General features: G+C 39.5%; 29 protein-coding genes. 11 read left to right on the top strand and 18 right to left on the bottom strand.

All coding sequences use genetic code 11. From position 1 onward, the window contains the following. Positions 1-14: 14 nt before the first annotated feature. The gene (locus PARA_RS04585) at positions 15-1,331 is read left to right on the top strand and encodes an MFS transporter (RefSeq protein WP_014064750.1); all 1,317 of its coding nucleotides are present in this window, start codon (positions 15-17) and stop codon (positions 1,329-1,331) included. A 64-nt stretch (positions 1,332-1,395) separates the two neighbouring features. On the opposite strand, the gene PARA_RS04580 is transcribed toward PARA_RS04585, so the two are convergent. The 3 genes from PARA_RS04580 to PARA_RS04570 form a co-directional block, all read right to left on the bottom strand. Next, the gene (locus PARA_RS04580) at positions 1,396-2,781 is read right to left on the bottom strand and encodes a DASS family sodium-coupled anion symporter (RefSeq protein ID WP_014064749.1); all 1,386 of its coding nucleotides are present in this window, start codon (positions 2,779-2,781) and stop codon (positions 1,396-1,398) included. A 163-nt stretch (positions 2,782-2,944) separates the two neighbouring features. Further along, entirely contained in the window at positions 2,945-3,445 is a 501-nt protein-coding gene (gene rraA, locus PARA_RS04575; protein ID WP_014064748.1) for a ribonuclease E activity regulator RraA, read from the bottom strand. Between the two features lie 45 nt (positions 3,446-3,490). Then, on the bottom strand, positions 3,491-4,402 hold the full coding sequence (locus PARA_RS04570) for a 1,4-dihydroxy-2-naphthoate polyprenyltransferase (protein WP_014064747.1): 912 nt from the start codon (positions 4,400-4,402) through the stop codon (positions 3,491-3,493). A 61-nt stretch (positions 4,403-4,463) separates the two neighbouring features. On the opposite strand from PARA_RS04570, the gene tsaA reads away from it, so the two are divergent. Beyond that, complete coding sequence (gene tsaA, locus PARA_RS04565; protein ID WP_005696892.1) at positions 4,464-5,201, top strand: tRNA (N6-threonylcarbamoyladenosine(37)-N6)-methyltransferase TrmO; 738 nt, start codon at positions 4,464-4,466, stop codon at positions 5,199-5,201. 36 nt (positions 5,202-5,237) lie between these two features. Here tsaA and PARA_RS04560 read toward each other — a convergent pair whose 3' ends face one another. Continuing rightward, positions 5,238-6,284 (bottom strand): AI-2E family transporter, encoded by a 1,047-nt coding sequence (locus tag PARA_RS04560; protein ID WP_014064746.1) that lies wholly within the window; start codon positions 6,282-6,284, stop codon positions 5,238-5,240. Positions 6,285-6,378: 94 nt separating this feature from the next. Here PARA_RS04560 and arsC point away from each other — a divergent pair, with 94 nt between their 5' ends. The 3 genes from arsC to PARA_RS04545 all read left to right on the top strand — a co-directional run bounded on the left by arsC (position 6,379) and on the right by PARA_RS04545 (position 7,371). Then, positions 6,379-6,729, top strand: coding sequence for an arsenate reductase (glutaredoxin) (gene arsC, locus PARA_RS04555; protein WP_014064745.1), 351 nt, complete (start codon positions 6,379-6,381; stop codon positions 6,727-6,729). 65 nt (positions 6,730-6,794) lie between these two features. Beyond that, the gene (locus PARA_RS04550) at positions 6,795-7,049 is read left to right on the top strand and encodes an alternative ribosome-rescue factor A (protein ID WP_014064744.1); all 255 of its coding nucleotides are present in this window, start codon (positions 6,795-6,797) and stop codon (positions 7,047-7,049) included. Positions 7,050-7,074: 25 nt separating this feature from the next. Further along, complete coding sequence (locus tag PARA_RS04545; protein ID WP_014064743.1) at positions 7,075-7,371, top strand: DUF5377 family protein; 297 nt, start codon at positions 7,075-7,077, stop codon at positions 7,369-7,371. Positions 7,372-7,436: 65 nt separating this feature from the next. On the opposite strand, the gene bamC is transcribed toward PARA_RS04545, so the two are convergent. Then, positions 7,437-8,438, bottom strand: coding sequence for an outer membrane protein assembly factor BamC (bamC, locus tag PARA_RS04540; RefSeq protein WP_014064742.1), 1,002 nt, complete (start codon positions 8,436-8,438; stop codon positions 7,437-7,439). Positions 8,439-8,538: 100 nt separating this feature from the next. Beyond that, a complete protein-coding gene (dapA, locus tag PARA_RS04535) occupies positions 8,539-9,435 on the bottom strand; it encodes a 4-hydroxy-tetrahydrodipicolinate synthase (protein WP_014064741.1) in 897 nt (298 codons plus the stop codon). A gap of 117 nt (positions 9,436-9,552) precedes the next feature. Between dapA and bcp the strand changes: the two genes are divergently transcribed. The 4 genes from bcp (at position 9,553) to PARA_RS04515 (ending at position 11,924) form a co-directional block, all read left to right on the top strand. Next, on the top strand, positions 9,553-10,020 hold the full coding sequence (bcp, locus tag PARA_RS04530; RefSeq protein WP_014064740.1) for a thioredoxin-dependent thiol peroxidase: 468 nt from the start codon (positions 9,553-9,555) through the stop codon (positions 10,018-10,020). Positions 10,021-10,195: 175 nt separating this feature from the next. After that, positions 10,196-10,648, top strand: a complete 453-nt coding sequence (exbB, locus tag PARA_RS04525) for a TonB-system energizer ExbB (RefSeq protein ID WP_014064739.1) — start codon at positions 10,196-10,198, stop codon at positions 10,646-10,648. A 2-nt stretch (positions 10,649-10,650) separates the two neighbouring features. Further along, a complete protein-coding gene (gene exbD, locus PARA_RS04520; RefSeq protein WP_014064738.1) occupies positions 10,651-11,127 on the top strand; it encodes a TonB system transport protein ExbD in 477 nt (158 codons plus the stop codon). After that, the gene (locus PARA_RS04515; protein WP_014064737.1) at positions 11,124-11,924 is read left to right on the top strand and encodes an energy transducer TonB family protein; all 801 of its coding nucleotides are present in this window, start codon (positions 11,124-11,126) and stop codon (positions 11,922-11,924) included. The genes exbD and PARA_RS04515 overlap by 4 nt, the downstream gene beginning before the upstream one ends. 46 nt (positions 11,925-11,970) lie before the next feature. On the opposite strand, the gene fis is transcribed toward PARA_RS04515, so the two are convergent. The 12 genes from fis to menB all read right to left on the bottom strand — a co-directional run bounded on the left by fis (position 11,971) and on the right by menB (position 22,550). Next, a complete protein-coding gene (fis, locus tag PARA_RS04510) occupies positions 11,971-12,270 on the bottom strand; it encodes a DNA-binding transcriptional regulator Fis (RefSeq protein WP_005696908.1) in 300 nt (99 codons plus the stop codon). Then, complete coding sequence (gene dusB, locus PARA_RS04505) at positions 12,264-13,244, bottom strand: tRNA dihydrouridine synthase DusB (protein ID WP_014064736.1); 981 nt, start codon at positions 13,242-13,244, stop codon at positions 12,264-12,266. Before dusB ends, fis begins: the two co-directional genes overlap by 7 nt. A gap of 147 nt (positions 13,245-13,391) precedes the next feature. Then, a complete protein-coding gene (prmA, locus tag PARA_RS04500) occupies positions 13,392-14,279 on the bottom strand; it encodes a 50S ribosomal protein L11 methyltransferase (RefSeq protein ID WP_014064735.1) in 888 nt (295 codons plus the stop codon). A 12-nt stretch (positions 14,280-14,291) separates the two neighbouring features. Further along, positions 14,292-15,167, bottom strand: coding sequence for a DMT family transporter (locus PARA_RS04495; protein ID WP_014064734.1), 876 nt, complete (start codon positions 15,165-15,167; stop codon positions 14,292-14,294). A gap of 16 nt (positions 15,168-15,183) precedes the next feature. Continuing rightward, on the bottom strand, positions 15,184-16,608 hold the full coding sequence (panF, locus tag PARA_RS04490; protein WP_014064733.1) for a sodium/pantothenate symporter: 1,425 nt from the start codon (positions 16,606-16,608) through the stop codon (positions 15,184-15,186). Then, entirely contained in the window at positions 16,608-16,862 is a 255-nt protein-coding gene (locus PARA_RS04485) for a YhdT family protein (RefSeq protein WP_014064732.1), read from the bottom strand. The genes panF and PARA_RS04485 overlap by 1 nt, the downstream gene beginning before the upstream one ends. Before the next feature lie 116 nt (positions 16,863-16,978). Then, positions 16,979-17,971 (bottom strand): transferrin-binding protein-like solute binding protein, encoded by a 993-nt coding sequence (locus PARA_RS10490; protein ID WP_014064731.1) that lies wholly within the window; start codon positions 17,969-17,971, stop codon positions 16,979-16,981. A 124-nt stretch (positions 17,972-18,095) separates the two neighbouring features. Continuing rightward, on the bottom strand, positions 18,096-19,442 hold the full coding sequence (gene accC, locus PARA_RS04475; protein WP_014064730.1) for an acetyl-CoA carboxylase biotin carboxylase subunit: 1,347 nt from the start codon (positions 19,440-19,442) through the stop codon (positions 18,096-18,098). Positions 19,443-19,502: 60 nt separating this feature from the next. Next, positions 19,503-19,961, bottom strand: coding sequence for an acetyl-CoA carboxylase biotin carboxyl carrier protein (accB, locus tag PARA_RS04470; protein WP_014064729.1), 459 nt, complete (start codon positions 19,959-19,961; stop codon positions 19,503-19,505). Positions 19,962-20,120: 159 nt separating this feature from the next. Then, on the bottom strand, positions 20,121-20,573 hold the full coding sequence (aroQ, locus tag PARA_RS04465) for a type II 3-dehydroquinate dehydratase (protein ID WP_014064728.1): 453 nt from the start codon (positions 20,571-20,573) through the stop codon (positions 20,121-20,123). Between the two features lie 60 nt (positions 20,574-20,633). Then, positions 20,634-21,623 carry an o-succinylbenzoate synthase gene (menC, locus tag PARA_RS04460; RefSeq protein WP_014064727.1) on the bottom strand — a complete coding sequence of 330 codons (990 nt, stop codon included), beginning with the start codon at positions 21,621-21,623 and terminating at the stop codon, positions 20,634-20,636. Between the two features lie 69 nt (positions 21,624-21,692). After that, a complete protein-coding gene (gene menB, locus PARA_RS04455) occupies positions 21,693-22,550 on the bottom strand; it encodes a 1,4-dihydroxy-2-naphthoyl-CoA synthase (protein ID WP_014064726.1) in 858 nt (285 codons plus the stop codon). A 152-nt stretch (positions 22,551-22,702) separates the two neighbouring features. Here menB and PARA_RS04450 point away from each other — a divergent pair, with 152 nt between their 5' ends. Both PARA_RS04450 and PARA_RS04445 read left to right on the top strand, forming a co-directional pair. Beyond that, the gene (locus tag PARA_RS04450) at positions 22,703-23,272 is read left to right on the top strand and encodes a DUF5358 domain-containing protein (protein ID WP_014064725.1); all 570 of its coding nucleotides are present in this window, start codon (positions 22,703-22,705) and stop codon (positions 23,270-23,272) included. A gap of 182 nt (positions 23,273-23,454) precedes the next feature. Then, positions 23,455-25,113, top strand: coding sequence for a phospho-sugar mutase (locus PARA_RS04445; RefSeq protein WP_014064724.1), 1,659 nt, complete (start codon positions 23,455-23,457; stop codon positions 25,111-25,113). Positions 25,114-25,168: the final 55 nt, after the last annotated feature.

Here is a 25,168-nt window from a genome sequence, read left to right as displayed (position 1 = left end):
CTTAAGGAAATAAAATGGCTGACACGCTTTCTCTTAGAGCCAAAATAGAAAAAAGCCCAATGGGTGCCTATCAATGGATGATTGTGGCAATGGCCGCCATCATGAATTTACTTGATGGCTTTGATGTACTCGCCCTTGCCTTTACTGCAACAGCCATTCAAAACGAATTTGGTTTAACAAGGATTGAGTTAGGTTATTTATTAAGTGCCGGCTTATTTGGTATGGCTGCTGGCTCGCTTTTCCTCGCCCCACTCGCCGATAAAATCGGTCGCCGCCCGCTGTTATTGATGGCGGTATTATTATCCACTATCGGGATGTTAGGTTCAGCGTTTATTTCACAATACCAATGGCTAGGTTTCTGGCGAGTTATCACCGGTCTTGGTGTAGGTGGTATTTTGGTAGGTACCAACGTTATCACCAGTGAATATTCCTCTCGCAAATGGCGTAGTTTTACGATCAGTGTCTATGCTGCAGGCTTCGGTGTCGGTGCGGTATTAGGTGGGATGTTCGCCGTAATGCTACAAGGTGAGTATGGCTGGCGTTCAGTGTTTCTTGCAGGCGCGATCTTAACGGGGCTATTTTTAGTGATTTTATTTATTTGGTTACCAGAGTCCATTGATTTCCTCACAACCAAACAACCTAAAAATGCTGAAGTGCGATTAAATTTAATTGCAAAAAAAATTGGTTTAGCCGACGATTGGAAACTTCCTGCAAAAACAGAAAGAATTAAAACTAAATTACCTATTAGCCAATTATTTAGCGAAAAATACGTACATTCCACTTTGCTAATCTGGACAGCTTTCTTCGCCATCATGTTCAGCTTCTATCTTATTAGCTCATGGACGCCTGCGTTATTAAAAGAAGCGGGCATGACAACAGAACAAAGTGTGAGCGTAGGGATGATGATCTCATTAGGCGGCACTTGTGGTGCCTTAATCTATGGCTTACTAGCTAGTCGCTGGACTGCACGTAGTGTGTTAATTTTATTCACCGTGTTATCTTCTGCGGCAACCATCATCTTTATCTTATCCTCGTCCGTTTTATGGATTGCGATGGTATTCGGTATTTTAGTTGGCGCACTCATGAATGGTTGTATCAGCGGGCTTTATACCTTAAATCCTCTCACTTATGATGCCGATATTCGTAGCACCGGTGTGGGCTGGTCAATTGGTATTGGTCGTATTGGTGCAATTCTTGCCCCAACGATTGCCGGTCAATTATTAGATATGGGTTGGGATAAACAGAGTTTATATATCGGTGTTGGCTTTGTTATGCTAATCTCAACGATTGCCATCTTCTTATTAAAAAGCCGTGCGGAAATTAAAGCATAATCTTTGTAAAAAATAATAAAAGGGCGTGTTGAATATATCCAACACGCCCTTTTCTTTTATACGATTAATTCAACCAGAAATAATATCCTATTGTCGCGATAACGAGTATACACACAATATTTAAGATAAACCCAGCTTTCACCATATCACTCTGACGAACATGTCCCGTACCAAATACGATTGCATTTGGCGGTGTCGCCACTGGTAACATAAAGGCACAAGATGCACCTAAACCAATAATTAACGCAAGACCAATTTCCGGCATGCCGAGAGATTGTGCGATAGAAATAAAGATTGGTACTAATAATGCTGCACTTGCCGTATTTGAAGTAAATTCAGTTAAGAAAATAATGAAGGTTGCAACCAATAAACCGATGAGGTAGTAATGTTGTCCTTGAACCAAAAATACAATGCCGTCAGCTAACACTTTACTTGCACCAGAATCTTTTAACACCGCACTCAAGGTTAAACCGCCACCGAAAAGCATCAATACACCCCAGTCAGTGCTTTCTTGGATTTGTTTCCAATTTGCCACACCGGTTGAACAAATAATGACAGCCGCAAGTAATGCAACGACGCTATCAAAACTACCGATATTTTTAGCAAGACCAAATACACCTGAAATGATTGGATTAATATAACTACTAAATACCCAACAAAGTGCAATAACACCAAAAATCACAAGCGTTAAAACGCGTTGGCCATTCATTTCAATACGTTCAAAGTTTTGTTCAAAATGTAAATTAAGTTTTGGTTTAAAGACGATGAAAAGTGTACCAATCATCAACGGCATCAAAATGAGCATAATTGGTAAGCCATACCATAACCAATCAGAGAAAGTTAAATGTAAGTTACTTGCAACGATAGCATTTGGTGGGCTACCTACTAATGTTCCCATACCACCAATACTTGCACTATACGCAATCCCTAATAAGACGAAGACATAAGTATTATGTTCTTTTTCTTTATCAAGTTTGCTTAAGATCCCCATCGCTAAAGGTAACATCATGGCAGCTGTTGCTGTGTTACTCATCCACATGGAAAGGAAAGCAGTAATAGCAAAAAGATACATCACAGCGACAAATAAATTACCACGGGCCATCGCCATAATTTTATTGGCTATCATTTTATCTAGCTTTTGCATATGCAAAGCAGTCGCTAAAGCGAACCCACCAAAAAATAAGAAAATAGTTGGATCGGCAAAGGCAACCAAAGCTTGTTTAGTTGTCACCAAATCAAGTGCAATCGCAAGCAATGGCACCAATAGCGCGGTAACTGTTACATGTAATGCTTCAGTTAACCAAAGGATTGCTACCAAAGCTAATAATGCTAAACCTGCATTTTCCTTAGGTGCAAAAGGTAAGGCTTTAAGTAAAATAAAAAAACAGGCTATCGCTAGCAGAAAGATAATCCCACTTTTATAATTTTTTGTTGTGTTTGTTTCGTTCATGAGTCCCTCCAAACTGATTACAGATGAACTATTTGCGATGTTAAATGAATGTTACAAACTTTCAACCAACAAATGTTTAAAATGTGATCTTGTTCAAAAAAATTTTAACAAAAAAAGTGCGGTTATTTCTAACCGCACTTTAAAGAGGTCAATAATTTCAAAATTATTCTTCTTCGACGTCTTCTAAATCTAATGCTTCCTGTGAAAGAATGATACCTGTTAAATCGGCATAAATATAATCTTCAGGGAAGAATGTTACACCACCAAAATTCACTGGAAGATCACTTTCACCATAATTATTTTCATCTGCGCCAACTGGAATTGGAGCAAGCGCATGAATACCGATATCAATATTTTCAAGTTGTTGAATTTGACGCACTGCACCGTAAACAATAATGCCCGCCCAGTCATTATCTGCGGCAAGTTGTGCAAGCTCAGCATCAATTAAAGCACGACGTACCGCACCGCCACCATCTACGACAAGTACTCTGCCATTACCATTTTCTTCGAGAATTTCGGCAATTAATCCATTATTTTCAAAACATTTTACTGTCGTCACTTTGCCGTAGAAATTGCTGACACCACCAAAGCTAGAAAAAATTGGCTCAACCACATCCACTTGATCAGCATAAATATCACAAAGTTCTGAAGTATCGATATACATAATGTACCCCTTGTCGTTAAAATTTTTTCTCTAGTATAAGCCGATTTAGCCGATAAGCAAGCCTAAACTAAACAAGATATTGATAAATAAAGAAATCATAGACATCTGAGCCAACATCGGACGCAACACTGCAGGTTCTTTGCTGCGATAAACAAATAATGCGTGTTTTAATAACAGTGGAAATGCCAATAAAAATAAGAAATGCCAAGGACTAAATGCTGTTGATGCCGAAAATAGCACATAACATAAAGCGGCAACGCTTAATAAAATACAATGATAAATACGTCCCTTCTTCGGTCCAATACGTACCACCAAGGTATTTTTCCCTACTTTCGCATCTTGCTCAATATCTCGTAAATTATTGATATTTAAAACCGCTGTTGCTAATAAACCTGAGCCAAGCGCAGGTAAAGTAATTAAGCTATCAATGCTGTGAGTTTGGAGATAATAAGTTCCACCTACACCTAATAATCCAAAAAAGAGCAACACTGACAGATCGCCTAAACCTAAATAACCATAAGGTTTAGCGCCTACGGTATAAGTAATGGCAGCTATAATGGCAAGAATACCCAAGCCAGCAAAGGCCAATAAATCAGTAAGACTTTGATATGCGATACCAATTAAGAATGCGCCGGAGAAAAATGAACCTACCGCCATTAAAATTAAGCCCCATTTAAGCTCATTCGCAGAAATTGCACCTTGCTGAATACCACGTAAAGGCCCAATGCGCTCTTCGGTATCTGATCCTTTTTGATGATCACCGTAATCGTTAGCAAAGTTGGAAAGTACTTGCAATAAGATAGTGGTGAGCAAGCAAAGTAACATCACGGTAAGATTAAAACTTTCTTTATCTGCCCAATATGCCAATGCTGAGCCGGTAAAAATAGAAGCTAATGCCAAAGGCAAGGTTTTTGGGCGAGCGGTTTCCCACCACATTTTCAATTTATGATTTGTCATTTTTTTTGACCGCACTTTTGATTACAATAAAGGGCGTATTCTACACGGAAATTGCCTTTTTATGAATGATTTAACACTGACGCTTCACCCAATTGCGGTGATTCACACGCCTTACAAAGAAAAATTCTCGGTGCCACGACAGCCAGATTTAGTACAGGATGGCATTGGTATTGTGGAACTGCTCCCTCCGTATAATTCGCCAGAAGCTGTACGAGGATTAGAGCAATTTAGCCATCTTTGGCTTATTTTCCAATTTGACAAAGTACCCCATGGGAAATGGCAATCTACTGTTCGCCCCCCTCGTTTAGGCGGAAATCAACGTGTCGGTGTCTTTGCTTCACGCGCGACACATCGCCCAAATCCGCTAGGCTTATCCAAAGTTGAATTACGCCAAGTGGAATGTATTCATGGGCGTGTTTTTCTGCATTTGGGCTCCGTGGATCTTGTCGATGGCACACCTATTTTTGATATTAAGCCTTATATTGCCTATGCTGATAGTGAACCTGAGGCAAAATCAAGTTTTGCACAAGAAAAACCACCTGCAAAATTAAACGTAGAATTTACAGAAATCGCCCAAAGTGCGGTGGAAAAATATCATAAAAATCGACCGCACTTAGCGAGATTTATTACGGAAGTGATCGCTCAAGATCCCCGTCCCGCTTATCAACAAGGTAAAGAAACCGATCGCATTTATGGTATTAGTCTCTACGAATTTAATATTAAATGGCGTATTAAAGCGGGGACAACAGACTGTGTCGAAATTCTGGATATCCAGAAATTAAAAGAACAAAAAAGCTGACTTCCGTCAGCTTTCTTTTTATCGTTTTAATTATGTCTAATCTGGCAATGCATTCAGCACAGCTTTGACGAGCGTTGCCAATGGAATAGCGAAGAATACTCCCCAGAATCCCCATAATCCGCCAAAAATCAGCACGGAAATAATGATTACTAAAGGGTGTAAATTAACGACTTCAGAGAATAAATACGGTACTAACAAGTTTCCATCTAGAAGTTGACTCACCGCAAAGGCCACAATTAAATACCAAAACGTTGGGGAAATGCCAAACTGGAACATGGCCACTAACGCAACAGGAATCGTCACCAATACCGCGCCGATATAAGGCACTAATACAGACAACCCAACGGCAACAGAAAGTAAGAGCGGATAATTCAAACCAAAGCTTAAAAAGATGATGTAAGTCACCACGCCGACAATCAAAATTTCCAACAGCTTACCATGAATATAATTCGCAATTTGTTGCTGCATTTCATTCCATACTTTAGAGGCTAAAAGACGATTTTTAGGTAAAAATCGGCTCACGCCAGCAAGAAGTTCAGTTTTGTCTTTCAACATAAAGAACATCATTAATGGCACTAAAAATGCATAAATACCCAATGATACAAGGTTCATTAATGAGGTAATCGACAATTTCACCGCCGATTCACCAAAGCCCAAAATCTTCGCTCGAGCCGCACTAAAAAAAGTGTCAATCATGGTGTAATCGATGAGTTCAGGATAATGCTCAGGAAGGGCTAATAACCATTCATGTAACTTATTGAACATAGCTGGCAAATCGCTTAATAAGGAAATCGTTTGATTCCATAATGTTGGCACTAACCCGAAGAAAACTAATAACGCCAAGGTTAGAAAGCCACCAAAAATGACTAACGTAGCGAGCATTCGAGGAAATTTTAATTTTTTCGTTAGAAAATTAATCGGCATTTCCAATAAATATGCTAATACAATGGCAATCAGCAACGGGGCGATTAAATCACTAAAGAAATAAATCGCAATAAAGCCAAACAACAAAATGGCAAGTAGCCCCATCGCCTGCGGATCGCTTAAGCGACGGCTATACCAATTTTTTAGCATTTCTAACATAAAGTCTTCCTAAACAAGTATTTTTTGTCATTATAAGTTAAAATTTGAATCAATCCTATATCCACTCATTCAACATAAAATAGAAGGAAACGTTATGTCTGTGACGATTTATCATAATCCGCGTTGTTCAAAAAGCCGTGAAACCTTAGCTTTATTAGAAGAAAAAGGCATTCAACCGACGATTGAACTTTATTTACAACAACACTACTCCGTTGAAGCATTGCAGCAACTGGCTAATAAATTAGGATTAGATGATGTCAGAAAAATGATGCGTACCAAAGATGAGCTTTATCAATCATTAGAGTTAGATAATCCTGCATTAACTAAGGATGATTTATTAAAAGCCATCAGTGAAAATTCAGCCCTATTAGAACGCCCGATTGTGGTAAAAGGTGAAAAAGCTAAAATTGGACGACCGCCTGAAAGCGTACTCACCATTTTGTAATTCTATTCATTTTCGCTATAATGACTTGCCGTGAACGACTTCACGGCAATTTTTTAGAGGTAAATATGACGAAAAAAACAAAAAGTGCGGTTGAAAATCAGCCCATTTATCAACACACCAAAGGTGTCGTGAAAGATAATGCCGTGATGGCACTATTACACGACAAATTATTCCGCCAACGCGTTGAGAAAAAACGTAAAGGCAAAGGCAGTTACCAACGAAAAGCAAAATATGCGAGCAATTGGTTTGAAAAGCCCGATGATAAAGTTTTTGATTTCAGAAATTTTATCATCGGGTTTTTCGTTTCAATTTCAGTATAAAAAATAACAAACAGAGGAAGTCTATATGTCAATCAAAACAGAAGTTTTATTTAACAATACTTGGAATGTCCGTATCAGTGACCCAGGTGAAGAAGGTGCTCAAAGCCACTTTTTTGAAACCATTTATCTCACGCTCACGGCTTATTTTGAAGGCGAAAATGTGCGTTATGAATTTGTGCGTAAAGTAGAAGATCAAGTAAAAATCAAACGCTCATTTACGGAATTAGGTGAGTTATTCAAATTCTTAGGGGATTATCTGGATCCAGTTTCACTCGGTAACCTCGGGGTAAAAATAGGTAACTTAGGCGTAAAAGCTGAATAACGTCTCTACCAATAAAAAAGTGCGGTCAAATTGAACCGCACTTTTTATTTCTCAACTTACTGTAATTATTGCGCAAGTAACACGCCTAGCGCTGAATAGAGGGATTGAGCCGCTTCATTTGGTAGTGTCTTGCCATCTTCATCAGTGATCACAACCGCACTTTGTTTACCCACTGCGGAGATTTGCATTTGGTAAACCCCTTTTTCGAGATTAGGCGGATTCACACCTAAACGTAGCCACTCTTGTTTATCTAATGGCTTATATTTCAATTCGCGATAACCACGTCCAGCTGATTCAGATGTAGCTTTAAAGCCTAATTTCGGTAAGGCTGAACCTAAACGTTGCCATGCTTGACCAAAGCTTGCATCCATACCTAATGCCATTCTACCGTTCGTATCAGTAATTAAACCTGATTGGAACGGTCCTGCTGAGGCATTATTTAAATCTTGTTGTTGCTTGTTATAAGCGTTAGTGAGCGCAGCAACAAAACGATTTAAACGATCAGACGCATAACGTTGTTTATCTGCTTGATTTGGTGTGTAAATCACACCATCACGACGCATTTGCTCCACAGAAACCGCTAACGCACTCGCATCTTGTGCCATAACTTGTTCAATTTTATAACGAATCTCTGTGTTGGCTTTATCATCTGCACGACCCGTTGGCGCCCAATCGCTAATTAATACCGCACCATTTAAAGTTGAATTCGTGCCTTCTTCTTTCAATAAACGCTCAATTTGTTTGAGATTATAAAGCTCTGCTTGTGCATCCGTATAAACAATCAATGCACGTTCACCATCAAATTGTGTCAAAGAATTTTTGATAATCGCTAATGGGGTTGAAGGCGGACGAATATCCACGCGTTCTTTTTTCGCATTAAGCTGAGGAAGTTCATAAGTCGGATCGGCTTGCGGCAATGTTACACCACCGCTTGCTAAAGGAGAAAAGCTCGGTATTTCACGATCAGAATTTTGATAAGTGTCATTAGCCGTCTGCATTTTTTCTACGCTGTTTGAACACGCCGATAACAATGCTGCTGCGACTAAACTCAGTACGATTTTTTTCATTCCTTAAATCCTTCAATAAAAATAATTAAAATAATGACCGCTCTTTGACAAATAAAAAAGTCGAAAGTTTAAAGGGCTGTAAAAACAACCCTTTAATTCATTAAATTAAGCCAGCAATTTTTAATGCTTCTTCTACTTTTACTTGCGCGTTTTCGCTTAACACAGTAAGTGGTAAACGTAAGTGTGGAGTCTTAATTAAACCTAAACGATATGCAGCCCATTTAACTGGAATTGGATTTGATTCAATAAATAAATCTTGGTGTAAAGGCATTAAACGTGCATTAATTTCTTCCGCTTTCGCAAAATCGCCCGCTAAAGCATAGCCACACATCGCGGCCATATCTTTTGCTGCAAGGTTATTTGTCACAGAAATAACACCCTCTGCGCCTAATTTCATCGCTTCTAATCCTGTGGCATCATCTCCACTTAATACAATAAAATCTTTACCGGCTAATTCTTTAATCGCAGTAATGCGAGTTAAATCGCCTGTTGCTTCTTTAATCCCTACAATATTCTCAATTTGAGACAAACGTGCGACGGTTTCAGGTTTCATATCACTACCGGTACGACCTGGTACGTTATAAAGAAGCTGTGGTAAATCCGTGCATTCTGCAATCGCTTTAAAATGTTGGAACATGCCTTCTTGAGTTGGTTTATTGTAGTAAGGAACAACAGATAAACAACCTGCAACACCGCTATCACGTAATAATTTTGTCATCACAATGGCTTCACTCGTTGCATTAGCACCGGTACCAGCAATGATTGGAATACGTCCTTTTGCTAACTCAACTGTCTTTTCAACCACCTTCACATTTTCTTCAATGCTTAATGTGGCAGATTCTCCCGTTGTACCCACAGATACAATTGAATCTGTACCTGCATTGATATGAAACTCGATAAGTTTTTCTAATGTTTCAAAATCAATGTTTCCGTGGTTATCCATCGGGGTTACTAAAGCAACAATACTGCCTGAAAATAAGGGGTTTTGCGTAGTCATAAGGCGCTCCATTTACATCTATTTTGCGTTTTAACAATAACATTTGAAAATATCTGGTTATAATCGCTAAAATAGCTTGAATTTACAAATCATTTTTTACATTTTTAAGGATTTTTTATGAAAACATTACAAGCAGGTGACTTAGCACCCCAATTCTCACTTTTAAATCAAGACAATCAACCCGTTTCACTTACTCACTTCAAAGGTAAAAAAGTACTCGTGTATTTTTATCCAAAAGCCTTAACGCCAGGCTGTACAACTCAAGCCTGTGGTTTGCGTGATGCTAAACGTGAGTTAGAAAAATTAGGTGTAGTTATTTTAGGCATCAGTACAGATGCACCCAAAAAACTCGCTCAATTTGTCGAGAAAAAAGCACTCAATTTCACCTTACTTTCCGATGAAGATCACCAGGTTGCAGAACAATTTGGCGTATGGGGAGAAAAGAAATTCATGGGCCGTGTTTATGATGGTATTCATCGCATTACCTTTCTCATTGATGAACAAGGCAAAATTCAGCACGTTTTTGATAAATTCAAAACAGGCGAACATCATCAAGTTGTCCTAGATTACCTACAATCCCGTTAAAATACCTCTCAAAAACAACCGCACTTTTCTGATTTATCTCAAAGTGCGGTAAAAAAATACTCATTTTTTTAATTTATATTTACGCTCTATTTTCCATTTGATAGAATTCACATCTAATTGAAATTCATTCTCAATTCAATTTGTGTTTTTTTATTACCCATACAAGGACTATCAAATGCTACAACTTTTTGAGTTTTTAGAACAATATAGCGATTACGTGATTATCGGAATTCTACTTCTGATGAGTGTGATTATGCTCACCGCCGTAATTGAGCGTTTTCTCTTTTTAAAGCGTGTGAACGTAGCGAAATATTCCAATATTCACGCACTTGAAATTGATTTAAATCGTAATATGACCGTAATCTCCACTGTTGGTGCCAATGCGCCTTATGTTGGCTTACTCGGCACAGTAATTGGGATTTTATTAACTTTCTACCAAATTGGTCATGGCGATGGCGAAGTCGATGCAGGAGCCATTATGATGCACCTCTCTCTTGCATTAAAAGCAACTGCAATAGGTATTTTAGTCGCGATTCCTTCCATGATGTTCTATAGTGGTTTAGGTCGTAAAGTAGAAGTAAATCGCTTGAAATGGAAAGTATTAAACGCTCAAAAAGATAAGGAATAACCGTGAAAAAATTTGATGAAATCAACATTATTCCTTTCATCGACATTATGTTGGTGTTATTAGCGATAGTGTTGGTCACCGCATCCTTTATTTCCCAAGGGAAAATTAAGGTAAATGTTCCCAAAGCGAGTTCAACGGTCGCATTCAAATCAGATGAATTAACAAAATTATTAACCGTTACGGCTGACAAGCAACTTTATTTTAACGATAAGCCCATTTCACAAGAAGCGCTTGAAAAAGAAATTATGAGTTGGAATAAAGACCAAAAAGTAACGTTAAAAATTGATGCTGACGCCTCTTTCCAAGATTTCGTGACCATTACCGATATGTTATCGAAAAATGAAATCAAAAATGTCGCCATTGTTTCCATGAAAGATAAAGGCGCCCCAAGCAAAACGACTCAAGGAAATGAATCAAAAAATACGCCTGAAGTAGGTGGAGTTGCAAGCGGAGGCGTTGGAGTAGGACGTAGTCAATGAACAGCCAACAAACCAAACGATCATTATTAGGTTTGCTTATTTCTTTATTGGTTCATGGTAGCATCCTTGGAGCGTTATTTTGGAACTGGCATACGCCACATGAAGCGGCGAGTAATGCTCCGGGTGAAATATCCACGACGATTTCAATGGAAATGATTCAAGGGATGAGAGTGGAAGAACCCGCTCCTGAGCCGGAACCCGAACCTCAACAGGCAGAGCCGGAACCTGAAAAACAAGAAGTTGTCTCAGATCCAACGAAGAAACCAGAGCCTGAGAAGAAAAAAGAACCTGAGAAAAAGCCAGAAAAACCAATAGAAAAACCGAAACCAAAACCGAAAGAGAAGCCAAAAGAAAAACCTAAAAATGAGGTAAAAGCAGAGAAAGCGGTGGAAATGCCGAAGAATTTACCGATTGGCGATAAGAATATTAATTCAACGGCTACGGCAAATTCTAAAGCGACAACTACTGGTCAACCTGGCACAAATGGTATTCAAGGTGGTTCTGGTGCCAATACAGATGAACATAATGCCTATCGTGCGGCTATTCGACGTGAAATTGAACGGCATAAACGCTATCCAGCACGCGCAAAAATGATGCGTAAACAAGGTATTGTTAATGTCAGTTTTAGTGTTGGAGCAGATGGCTCGCTGTCTGGAGAGCGTGTTACTAAATCTTCTGGTGATGAAAGCTTAGATAATGCAGCACTTGAAGCTGTGAGAAGTGCGAGACCTGTCGGCCCAAAACCTGCTGGATTTGCATCTTCAGTAAGCGTACCAATTAGTTTCACCATTCAATAAATAAAAAGGCGAACATGATGTTCGCCTTTCTTTTTGCTAATTTTAATTAGCCCATACCGTATTTTTTCAATTTCTTACGCAATGTACCACGGTTGATACCGAGCATATTAGCTGCGCGGGTTTGGTTACCACGGGTGTATTGCATAATCATATCTAACATCGGGTGTTCAACTTCCGCTAATACTAATTCGTAAAGATCATTCACATCTTGACCATCTAATTGTGATAAGTAATTGCGTAAAGCTTGTTTTACTGAATCACGTAATGGTTTGTTTGTTACTTGTGATTGAGAGTTTAAAACTGAAACGGTTAACGCTTCAGACGGACTACGTTGTTGTTCTAACATTTTTCTTTATCCAAAATTGAATTTAAAAAATCTTCCAGCACAATTAACTGCTCTTTCGGTTCATTAATTGCGTTAAAAGTCTGTCTAAAAACGGAATCGGGTTGAATTCCCTGTAAATACCAAGCTACATGTTTACGGGCTATTCGATAGCCTTTTTGCTCACCATAGAACTGATGGAGTTCCTGAATATGATGCAAAATATGACCGCACTTTTCACGCAAACTTGGTGTTTGAATTATCGTATCATGTTCAACTAAAGCCTCGACGGCTTGAAAAAGCCATGGATTGCCTAGTGCGGCACGACCGATCATTATTGCATCGGCACCTGTGTACTCAAGTACCTTTTTCGCTTTCGAGGCAGAATCAATATCACCATTCGCAATAACAGGAATTGAAATGGATTGTTTGACTGCTCGAATATTGTCGTATTCCGCTTCCCCTTCAAATAAGCATTCTTTCGTCCGCCCATGAATAGTTAAAGCTTGAATACCAGATTGTTCTGCAATTTTGCCGATTTGCACACAGTTTCGATTTGCTTTATCCCAACCTGTGCGAATTTTTAACGTCACAGGTACATCAACGGCATTCACGACTTCTTTTAAAATTTTTTCCACTAAATCGGGAAATTGAAGCAGTGCAGAGCCCGCCAGCTTTCGATTTACTTTCTTTGCGGGACAGCCCATATTGATGTCGATAATTTCAGCACCATAGGCTACATTAATTGCTGCAGCTTGGGCCATTTCCAAAGGATCAGAACCTGCGATTTGCACCGCATTTAATCCTAGCTCTTCACTGTGTGCTAAACGAAGTTTCGATTTCTCTGTATGCCAAACTTGTGGATTAGTGGACATCATCTCTGAAAACGTTAATCCCGCGCCGTAATGAGCACATAAACGTCGAAAAGGTTGATCCGTAATACCTGCCATGGGCGCCAATAAAATACGATTTTTTAATTCATAAGAACCAATTCGCATTTTATGTTATCCCCAATTACAAGTCCTAATCTCTAGTAAGTCAGGCAACAGCAGTCACCGACAAAGGGTCTATATTACGCATTTTTCTTTTTTTTGCAAAGGGAAATTTGTTCAAAAAATGCACTTTTTTTAATTGACAAAAAGAAATTAAGCCGATTTTAATTTACCTGTAATACGGCACCATTCCTCTTTCACTGCAACAGGATCTAAATCAAAGGATTGTGTATAAGCATCACATACCGATTGTGCTTGTGTTTCTAAAATACCCGATAATCCAAGATCGCCCCCCTCTTTTACTAATTGGGAGATAATCGGGTAAAGTTCTTTTAATGGACCCGCAAGAATATTCGCGACAACGACATCTGCTTTTAAATCTGCAGGCTTATCATCTGATAAGAAAAGTTGCAGACGATCCGCCACCTCATTCTGTTCTGCATTATTACGACTGGCAAGAATCGCTTGTGGATCGATATCAATACCGATCGCATTTTTCGCACCTAATTTAAGGGCAGCAATGGCAAGAATGCCTGAGCCACAACCAAAATCGATGACGGTTTTGCCTGTTAAATCCAAACCATCTAACCACTCTAAACAAAGTGCAGTTGTCGGGTGGGTACCTGTCCCGAAAGCTAAACCTGGATCAAGCATTACATTAACCGCATTTTGATCTGGCACTTCACGCCAGCTTGGGCAAATCCATAAGCGTTTGCCAAATTGCATTGGGTGGAAGTTATCCATCCATTCACGTTCCCAGTCTTTATCCTCGATTTGCTCGATTTTGTAAGCGGTATTTTCATCTAAATGATGCGCTTGTTTAAGCAAACTCACAATCTCATTCATATCGGTTTCTGCATCAAACAATGCAATCACATCGGTATTTCCCCACAGACGCGTTTCGCCTGGAAGTGGTTCAAAAATCGGCGTATCTTGGCTATCCATAAATGTGACCGAAACTGAGCCAATTTCTTCTAAAAAATCGCTAATTTTCTCAGCTTTTTCATTTGTACTATTTAAGCGAATTTGAATCCACGCCATCTTCTTTTCCTTTTAATTAATTTCTTTATGTAACCATTTCGGTAATAAACTTACGCCTAGGGCTGAAGCCACAATAATGATAATCCCAAGTGCTGAAACAAGTGAAACCTCTTCGTTAAGCAATAATACCGCCAAAAAGACACCGAAAATCGGCTCAAGTGCGGTCAAAATTCCAGAGATTTTTGCATCTACTGAATTTAAGCCTTTATTCCACAACCAAAAGGCAAACCAACTGCATGCTACGCCGAGATAAATCAAACCGAAGAAACCAAGCCAGTTAAAATGGATATCCCAGCTTTCCGTCAGTAATAAAGTAAATGGCAGCATGGTGATGGTCGCTAATACGATAGAAATCGATGTATAGGCTTGAGCAGAAACCGTTGCTACCACTTTTTTCGTCCAACGTAAACAACAAGCAAATACAATACTTGCCGCAACCACTAATGAGCAGCCCAATAAGCTAATTTCACTTGAGCCTTCATTGCCCTGCCCACCTAGAATTAAAATGGCCACGCCTAAAAAGGCAAAAGCGCCACACAACCAGTGATACCATTTCGCACGATCTTGAAAGAAAAAATGCCCAATAAAAATCACACATAATGGCTCTAATCCAATCATGGTCGTTGCGCTCGCCGCGCTCGTATATTTTAAGCCAATAAATTGTAGCAAAAAGGTTGCGGTATAATTAAAAAAACCTAGCCACCAAAGCTGTTTTCGCATCGGTTTAGACACTCCTTTCCAACGACGAAAAAAGAGTGGCATCACAATAATTGCCGCCATTAATAAACGAACTTGGATCATCAAAATGGTGTCCATCATTGTAAAGGTGTATTTAGCGGCTACAAAGGCACTACTCCAAATAAACAATGCTAGGATTTGATAAACCATAAAGTGCGGTCCGTTTTTACTGTTTTTTTGTACCGAATTGGTTACCCAAGATGAAAGCTATCAAACCAAATACAAGTGCAGGCACAATCGCATTAAAACCAAATAGTTTGATACCAAATTGAGTCAGAAGCACATAACTGCTTAATCCCACCACCATTGAACTTATTGCCCCTGCTGCATTTGCTTTATCCCAATAAATGCCTAATACAATCACCCAAAGGAATGCGGCTTCTAATCCCCCGAAAGCAAATAGATTCAACCAAATAATCATATCTGGTGGATTCAGTGCCGCGAGAATTAGCAACGCCGATAAAATCAGTGTGATGACTGATGAAATACGGCTAATTCGTTTTTCATTCTTCGCTGCTTCAGGTTTGCTTGCAAGATATAAGTCTTTCACAAAAATTGAGGAGGATTGAATGAGTTGTGCATCAACTGTGGACATGATCGCAGACATCGGCGCCGCTAAGAAAATCCCTGCAACAATAGGTGGGAGCACTTCCAACATTAAGGTTGGAATGACTTTATCTGATACGGTCAAATCAGGCACAACGGCACGTCCTAAAGCACCCGCCAAATGCATCCCTAACATAATCACAGAAAGGACAATCGTCCCAATGAGCATACCTCGATGTAAGGCTTTACTGTCTTTGAAAGCCATACAACGGACGGCTGTATGTGGTAAACCAACCACACCGAAACAGACTAGGATCCAAAACGATGCCATAAATTGAAAATCAAGCATCTCATTCGGGCCGTAAGGACTTACTAAACTCGGATCAATTTCAGTTAATTTATTGACCGCACTTTCTACGCCACCGAGATGGTAAATAACGCCCACTAATAGCACGATTGTACCAAAAATCATTACCGTACCTTGAATCGTATCAGTTAATACGACGGCTCGGAAACCACCAATAAACGTATAAATACCAACCGTTAAGGCGAAAATAAGCAAGGCATGAGTGTAAGGAATCCCTATCGTGGTTTCAAGCAATCTTGCGCCACCAATAAATTGCACGACCATAGCGGCAAAGAAGGCAAGCAACAATGCTAGACTGGAAATCCAAACGAGATATTTATTTTTATAACGATAGAGAAATAAATCATTGATAGTAAGCGCATTAGTTTCGCGAGAAAGTAATGCAAACTTTTTGCCCAATGCACCTAAGGCTAACCACACAGCCGGCACTTGGATCATGGCGAGCAATACCCAACCTAGCCCATATTTATAGGCAGCCCCTGGTCCACCAACAAAAGAACTTGCACTGGCATAAGTGGAAGCTGTTGTCATCGCAAGCACAAAGCCCGTCATGGAGCGATTTCCCACATAATATTCTGTTAGGAAATCCCCTTTACTTCGTTTTACATAAGCAAATAATGCCGCACCAAAAATAAAGACTAAGTAGATTACTAAAGGGAGAATAATACCTAAATTCATTATTTATTCTCCTTTGATTCAACATCTAGCGGGATATCTAAAAAGACAATTTTGACAATCCAATACCCAATCACTACAAACAAAATGGGTAAATAAATACAGGATAATTCAAACCACAACGGAAAACCTATCGGCCCAGGCGAGTCTTTCGGTAAATAAGCACATACACACCATCCAATTACATAAAAAATAGCTAAACCTAATGCCCAGCGAGCCTCCTTGGCTGCTTGTTTATAACGTTGTGAAAGTTCCATTCTGAGTTCCTGTTAAAAAATTTTATCTATTATAAATCTAAATTAGATATTTATTTCTATCTCAAGTATAAAAATAAAGCAAGCTCAAGGCTTGCTTTTAAATTGACAGAAAATTTCTAATTTTTTCTAGCACCAAAGACACCCATAGCATCTTTTCCTTTGTAAGTTCCAGCGACTTCTTCAGCATCTTTTCCATAGAACCCACCTTCGGCATGAACACCTTTCTCGCTTGTTCCACTAAATTTATTGCCTTGAATTTGGGCAGATAAGGAAACATCATCGAAGTGTATCTCTGGAGAAAGCGCGCCTCCAGCAAGCCTATTTGATACAAGAACATCCTTATAGCCTGTGTTTGCTAAAGAAATTGTTCCATTTAATGTTTTATCTGCGAAATTAGCTGTTAGTTTTACGAATGATAAGTTAGAGTCTAAGTGTTCAGCACGCTTCTCTACATGCATACCATTTCCAATATAATTTGCAGTACCTGATTGTGGCATTTCTGTTGTTGGATTTACACCAAATGCAACATAATAATCAGAACCTAAAGTAGGCTCCGTAAATTTCCCCCAACGAATATTTTTATAGTTTTTGCCACTAATAGAACGCAATTCAGGAGAATCTGCCTGTAGTACTTCTTTCTCATTAGTTCCAATGACTGGACGTTCGTAATACCCTGATGGAATAATTTCAATTGCTTGACCTTCAACATTAACAAGATTCACATTATTGTCATCATGTATTTGTCTTTCAATTGTAGTAACTACTCTAGTCTCTTTATTAACCTCAAATCCTACTCGACTAAGCACAATTTGTTCTTCATTTTTTGGTTGTTCAGCTGGTTTTACTGTCTCAGCCGGTTTTACTGTCTCAGCCGGTTTTACTGTCTCAGCCGGTTTTACTGGCTCAGCCGGTTTTACTGGCTCAGCCGGTTTTACTGTCTCAGCTGGTTTTACTGTCTCAGCTGGTTTTACTGGCTCAGCTGGTTTTACTTGCTCAGTTAGTTTTGCTTGATCAGCTGGTTGAGTATTGCTACCACCGCTACTTCCACAGGCGGCTAACGTTACAGTTGCAAGAATTGTTAAACTTAATTTAGAGAGATTAAATTTCATTGTTTTTCCTTAGGTAAAAATAAATAGGTGCACATTATAAAGAGATTTAAGATATCTTTTCAAAGAAAATATATTAATTATCAAAAAGATATAAAAATGGCTAACTTACGTTAGCCGTTTCATTTTAATCATACATCCCTAATTTCTTCTCTAAATAGTGGATATTTGCACCACCTTTTTGGAAGTTTTCATCTTCAAGAATGAGTTCATGAAGTGGGATATTTGTTTTGATACCGTCAATAATCGTTTCAGACAATGCATTTTGCATACGACGGATTGCGACATCACGAGTATCACCGTATGTGATTAATTTTGCGATCATAGAATCGTAGTGTGGTGGAACGGTATAACCAGCATATACATGAGAATCCCAACGAACACCTAAGCCACCTGGTGAGTGTAAGTGTGCCACTTTACCTGGAGATGGTAAGAATGTTTTTGGATCTTCTGCATTGATACGACATTCCATCGCATGGCCTTTTACTTTGATATCTTCTTGTTTATAAGAAAGTGGCAAACCAGCTGCAATTCGCAATTGTTCTTTCACCAAATCTACACCGGTAATCATTTCTGTTACTGGATGTTCTACTTGAATACGGGTATTCATTTCGATGAAATAGAACTCACCATTCTCATACAAGAATTCAAAGGTACCTGCACCGCGATAACCAATTTCGATACAAGCATTCGCACAGCGAGTGCCGATGTCACGACGAACTTCTTCTGTAATACCTGGTGCGGGTGCTTCTTCTACGACTTTTTGGTGACGACGTTGCATAGAACAATCACGCTCTGCAAGGTAGATTGCGTTACCGTGTGTATCCGCTAAAACTTGAATTTCAACATGGCGTGGATTTTCTAAATATTTTTCCATATAAACCATGTCATTATTAAATGCTGCTTTTGCTTCAGCTTTTGTCATCGCAATGGATTCTTCAAGTGCATCTTCGCTACGAACGACACGCATACCACGACCACCACCGCCGCCAGATGCTTTGATAATAATTGGATAACCAATACGTTTTGCAATTTCTTTATTTTTCGCGATATCGCTACCTACAGGGCCATCAGAACCTGGAACACAAGGTACGCCCGCTTTTTTCATTGCCTTAATCGCAGAAACTTTATCACCCATTAAACGAATGACATCTGCTGTTGGACCGATAAAAGTAAAGCCTGAACACTCAACTTGCTCCGCAAAGTCCGCATTCTCAGAAAGGAAACCATAACCTGGATGGATAGCATCTGCACCTGTTACTTCTGCCGCTGCAATAATAGCAGGAATATTCAAATAACTTTTTACAGATGGTGCTGGCCCGATACAAATCGTTTCATCCGCAAGTAATACGTGTTTTAAATCACGATCAGCGGTAGAGTGAACCGCCACAGTTTTAATGCCTAATTCTTTACAGGCACGTAAAATACGCAGTGCAATTTCACCACGGTTAGCAATCACAACTTTTTCTAACATAACAATTTCCACTTGTGTGAAAAAATGGCGAGAAAGCTCGCCATTTCAGATTGATAGGGATTATTCGATAACGATCAATGGTTGATCAAATTCAACCGCTTCGCCATCATTGACTAAGATTGCTTTTACCACACCAGCTTTGTCTGCTTCGATACGGTTCATCATTTTCATCGCTTCAACGATACAAAGTGCATCGCCTACTTTGACTGTTTGTCCCACTTCAACGAAAGCTTTCGCTTCTGGGCTTGGGCTACGGTAGAATGTACCTACCATTGGTGAACGCACTTGGTAGCCAGAAATTTCAGCCGCAGGCGCTTCAGCAGGCGCGGCTGCCACAGGAGCAGCTGCTGGTGCTGCAACAGGTGCTACAGGCGCCGCTGCATATTGAATTGCAGCAGGTGCAACAGCTGGTGCCGCACGACTAATACGTACTGTACCTTCTTCTTCTTGCACTTCTAATTCAGTGATGCCCGATTCTTCTACTAATTCAATCAGTTTTTTGATTTTACGAATGTCCATACGCTCTTCCTAAAAATATTAATGAATTTTCAACCGCACTTTCAAAATTCACTCCAAAGTGCGGTCATTTTGAAACCTGTTTTTTGTGTCGGCAAGATTACCGCAAAATCATGAACTTTGCGATAAATTTCTGCGAAAATCTGTAAATTTTGTGAAATTTTATGCTTTTTTATTTAAAAAATCTAACGCGAATTGGAGAGCAAACTCATAACCTTTCGCACCTAAGCCACAAATTACCCCTTCAGCCACATCACTAAAGTAAGAATGGTGACGGAATGGCTCGCGCTTATGTACATTAGACAAATGGATTTCAACAAAAGGAATTGACACCGCAAGCAACGCATCACGCAATGCAACACTGGTATGCGTATAAGCTGCCGGGTTAATTAAAATAAAATCCACTTTTTGAAAACTTTGATGAATCTTATCGATTAACTTTTCTTCGCTATTTGCTTGAAAGCACTCCAAATTCACATCATGCTGCGCCGCAAGTTTTGCCACATTTTCTTCAATGGCAGATAACGAAAGCGAACCATAATGTTTTGGCTCTCTTGCGCCCAACATATTTAAGTTCGGGCCATTTAACAGCAAAATATTGAATTTTTTTGACATTTTCACATCCTTTAACTTGTGCGAATTATAGCGATTTTTTATGTAATGGTGGTCGTATCTCTAGACAATTTTGGTAATAAATTCTGAATTTAAATCAATTAGCGGTAAATCTGAGCCCGGCCACGCACGTAATACTTGATGTCGCATTAAATTCAACGTATCTAATCCTGGCGTCACATTGGGTGTATATTGTGCCGCGATACGAGCGAGTTGCGTTAATCCAAGACTACTTTCAATACTCGAGCTAATCACTGCTTTTATGCCTAAACTATGCGCTTGAGCAATCAGCTTTTGACAATCTTGTAGCGAACCAACCAATGTTGGTTTAATCACAATGGCACTTAAGTGCGGTTCTTTTTCTAAAAGAAAGTCAGGCTCTCGCAAACTTTCATCCCAAGCAATATTAATGCCCGTTTGAGCTGCAAACTGACGACTTTCTTCACGGGTTTTACAAGGTTCTTCCAGAAATTGAATACGCGAACGATGTTGCGTTTTCACTTTCTCCGCAAATTTTAACGCCTTTTCCAAGGTCCATTGGCGATTCGCATCTAGACGTAATTGCAAATCAGGAATGGCTTCAAGAAACATATCCGTAATCAAACCATCACGATTCGCTTCATACATACCGACTTTGATTTTAGCGACTTTGTCACCTGACATTTGATTCAGTTCTGCATATAACTCATCAGGATCGCCATAGCACAACGGTGCAGTATGATAGTTGCCTTCCTCATTTAAATAACGCTTCATCTCATCCATCGCTGTGCTAATACCGAAAGCAACAGAAGGATAGCAACCGTCAAGGGGCACTCTTGGCGCTTCACAGCTTGCATGACACCAATTCGTCAGCCATTCAATGGCTTGCTCTTGCGCTTGTTCGATGATTTCTTCACTAAACCCAGGTAAAGGTGCAATTTCTCCCCAGCCATCACGGCTGCAAGCTACACGCACAATCAAGCCTTCACGGCGTTTTAAAAAACGTCCACGTAAAATCAATTGGCTGTCGACGGGAATAGAATAACGATAAAGATTAAATGATTTGGTTTCCATCTTATTCTCCTTGATAACAAAAGTGCGGTTAAAAACACACTGATTTTAACCGCACTTTTTATGGCCCAATTAAGGATTACGTCTGAATTTGCTAAAGTCTGGTGCGCGTTTTTCGTTGAACGCGTTACGACCTTCTTGCCCTTCTTCAGTCATATAGAACAACATGGTTGCATTACCCGCGAGTTCTTGTAAACCTGATTGACCATCACAGTCTGCATTTAATGCGGCTTTCAAGCAACGTAATGCAATTGGGCTGTTACGTAACATTTCACGACACCAACGCACAGTTTCTTTTTCTAAATCAGCATAAGGCACGACAGTATTCACTAAGCCCATATCTAATGCTTCTTGCGCATTATATTGACGACATAAGAACCAGATTTCGCGCGCTTTTTTCTGACCAACTAAACGCGCCATATAACTTGCACCCCAGCCACCGTCAAATGAACCTACTTTAGGACCCGTTTGACCAAAAATCGCATTCTCTGCTGCAATCGTTAAATCACATAACATATGAAGTACGTGACCACCACCAATTGCGTAACCTGCCACCATTGCTACAACTGGTTTTGGACAAGTACGAATATCACGTTGGAAATCCAATACATTTAAATGATGCACACCGCTTTCATCTTTGTAACCGCCGTAGTCACCACGAATTTTTTGGTCACCACCAGAACAGAATGCTTTTTCGCCTTCACCGGTTAACACAATCACGCCAATTTTTTCATCGAAACGCGCGTTAGAAAATGCATGGATCATTTCTTTAACTGTTTGCGGACGAAATGCATTACGCACTTCTGGACGATTAATGGTGATTTTTGCAATACCGTCAGTCGATTTGTGGAAACGAATATCAGTATAACCTTCGCTATGATCAACCCACTCAACTGGTGCATATAAAACATCATCTTTTGGATTTTGCATTGTTCTTTCCTTTATAAGTGTAAAAAGTGCGGTCATTATAGCGGAAGTTTTTTAGTTCGGGAAAGAAAATCACTTCTCAATTAGAGAATCACTTTACAATCAGATTGTTGTTGCTAAAATTTTGCCATTCTAGATGTTATAAGGAAATTTAAGTGAGAAAATTTATTATTTTCGGTGCAACTGTACTCTTAAGTGCTTGTGGTTTATTTGGCCCATCACAATCGCCGATCCCCGCAGAATTTGCACAAGCGGATTACCTCCTTTCAGATGTGAATGCGAAAACATGGGCTACGGCAAGTAAACAAGCTGAACAATGTATCTACCCGAATTTAACCCGTATTCAGCAACAACATTTTGCAAAAGAAGATAGCTACATTCATTCTCAATATGTCTTTTTCTATCCGTTAGAAAAAATCATCGGTGAAGACTATGTGAAAATGATTCAAAAAGATGAAAAATCGATGAATTATGCGACCTATCAATTCAAGAAATTCCGTACAGAAATCGGTGATGTTGATGCATTAGAACCAAAAGCTTGCCAAGTCTTACGTACTCAGGCAAAAGAAGATTTGGATGTCGTTAAAGGGCAATATGTAAATGGTATGGTGGATGAAACCAAAAATGATGATGGCACATTGAAGAAAACGGGTGATGGCATTGCCACCAATCAGAACAAATTCTTCTTTGATATTATCAAATGGGGTTCAGCTCTTCTTCTCTAATTTTTTCATTATTTTCTATAAAAACAACGGCGTAAATATTTTTTACGCCGTTTTTGTATTCAGCGAAAACGATTACGATCAAAAAAAGCTTAGATTTTAAGTAAAAAAGCAAAATAGCCATTTAAATTAAAGTCATTTTCAGCTAGTCTAACTGGAAATATTTTTTACAAGGAGAAAACATCATGACAAAGCTTTTTGATATCGCACAAAACTGGTTAAACCAAGATCCTGATGCTGAAACTCACGCAGAATTAACCGCACTTTTAACGGCGGCGAAAAATGGTGATGAAAAAGCACACGCTGAATTACAAGCTCGCTTTAGTGACCGTTTACAATTTGGTACTGCAGGGCTTCGTGGACCTTTACAAGCAGGTTCTATGGGTATGAACCGTGTTTTAGTGGCACAGGCAGCAGGTGGTTTAGCGGATTATTTAAAAGGTTACGACAAACAACCCTCTATCGTGATTGGTTACGATGGTCGTAAAAATTCTGATGTTTTCGCACGTGATACCGCTGAAATCATGGCGGGTGCAGGCGTGAAAGCTTATTTACTTCCACGTAAATTACCCACTCCAGTATTAGCTTACGCAATCCAATATTTTGATACCACTGCTGGTGTCATGGTGACTGCAAGTCACAACCCACCGGAAGATAACGGCTATAAAGTTTACTTAGGTAAAGCGAACGGCGGTGGCCAAATCGTTTCTCCTGCTGACAAAGATATTGCCGCATTAATCGATAAAGTAGCAGCGGGCAACGTAAAAGATTTACCACGTAGCCAAGATTATGTGGTGTTAGATGATGAAGTGGTTAACGCTTATATCGAAAAAACCGCTTCTCTTGCTAAAGAACCTCAAGCAGACATTAACTACGTTTATACCGCAATGCACGGTGTAGGCTATGAAGTATTAAGCAAAACCTTAACCAAAGCAGGTCTTCCACAACCTCACATTGTGGCAGAACAAGTATGGCCCGATGGCACATTCCCAACGGTAAACTTCCCTAACCCGGAAGAAAAAGGTGCATTAGATTTAGCCATTAAAGTGGCAAAAGAAAACAATGCTGAATTCATTATTGCGAATGACCCTGATGCAGACCGTTTAGCTGTAGCTGTTCCTGATGCGCAAGGTAACTGGAAACCTTTACACGGTAACGTAGTAGGTTGTTTCTTAGGTTGGTATTTAGCAAAACAATATCATGCAAAAGGTGAGAAAGGCGTATTAGCGTGTTCTTTAGTATCTTCTCCTGCACTTGCTGAAATTGCGAAAAAATACGGCTTCCAATCAGAAGAAACCTTAACTGGTTTCAAATACATCGGTAAAGTTCAAGGCTTATTATTCGGTTTTGAAGAAGCGCTTGGCTACTTAGTTGACCCAGATAAAGTACGCGATAAAGATGGTATTTCTGCAGCGATCGTGTTCTTAGATTTAGTGCGTCACTTAAAAGCACAAGGTAAAACCTTAGCGGATTACGCCAATGACTTCACGCAAGAATTCGGTGCTTATGTAAGTGGTCAAATTTCTATTCGTGTAAGCGATTTATCTGAAATTGGTAAATTAATGGCCGCACTTCGCAACACGCCTCCAGCAGAAGTAGGCGGTGTTAAAGTGGCACAATTCATCGACCACACTAAAACAGATCGTCAAAGCGACATCCTTGTATTCGTATTAGAAAACGGTAGCCGCTTAATCGTTCGTCCATCTGGTACTGAACCGAAAATCAAGTTCTATCTTGATGCGCGCGGTAAAGATCCAAAAGACGCGGATCAAGTTTTAGCACAATTTGATGAAGGCGTTCGTCAAATCCTTCGTCAAGATGCTTACGGCAAACAAGATTGCTAATTGAGCAAACTATTACATGATAAAAAAACGCTAGGTTTGATGCCTAGCGTTTTTA

Source organism: Haemophilus parainfluenzae T3T1 (assembly GCF_000210895.1).
Classification (GTDB): domain Bacteria; phylum Pseudomonadota; class Gammaproteobacteria; order Enterobacterales; family Pasteurellaceae; genus Haemophilus_D; species Haemophilus_D parainfluenzae_A.
This window is presented reverse-complemented; position numbering and strand designations above follow the sequence as displayed.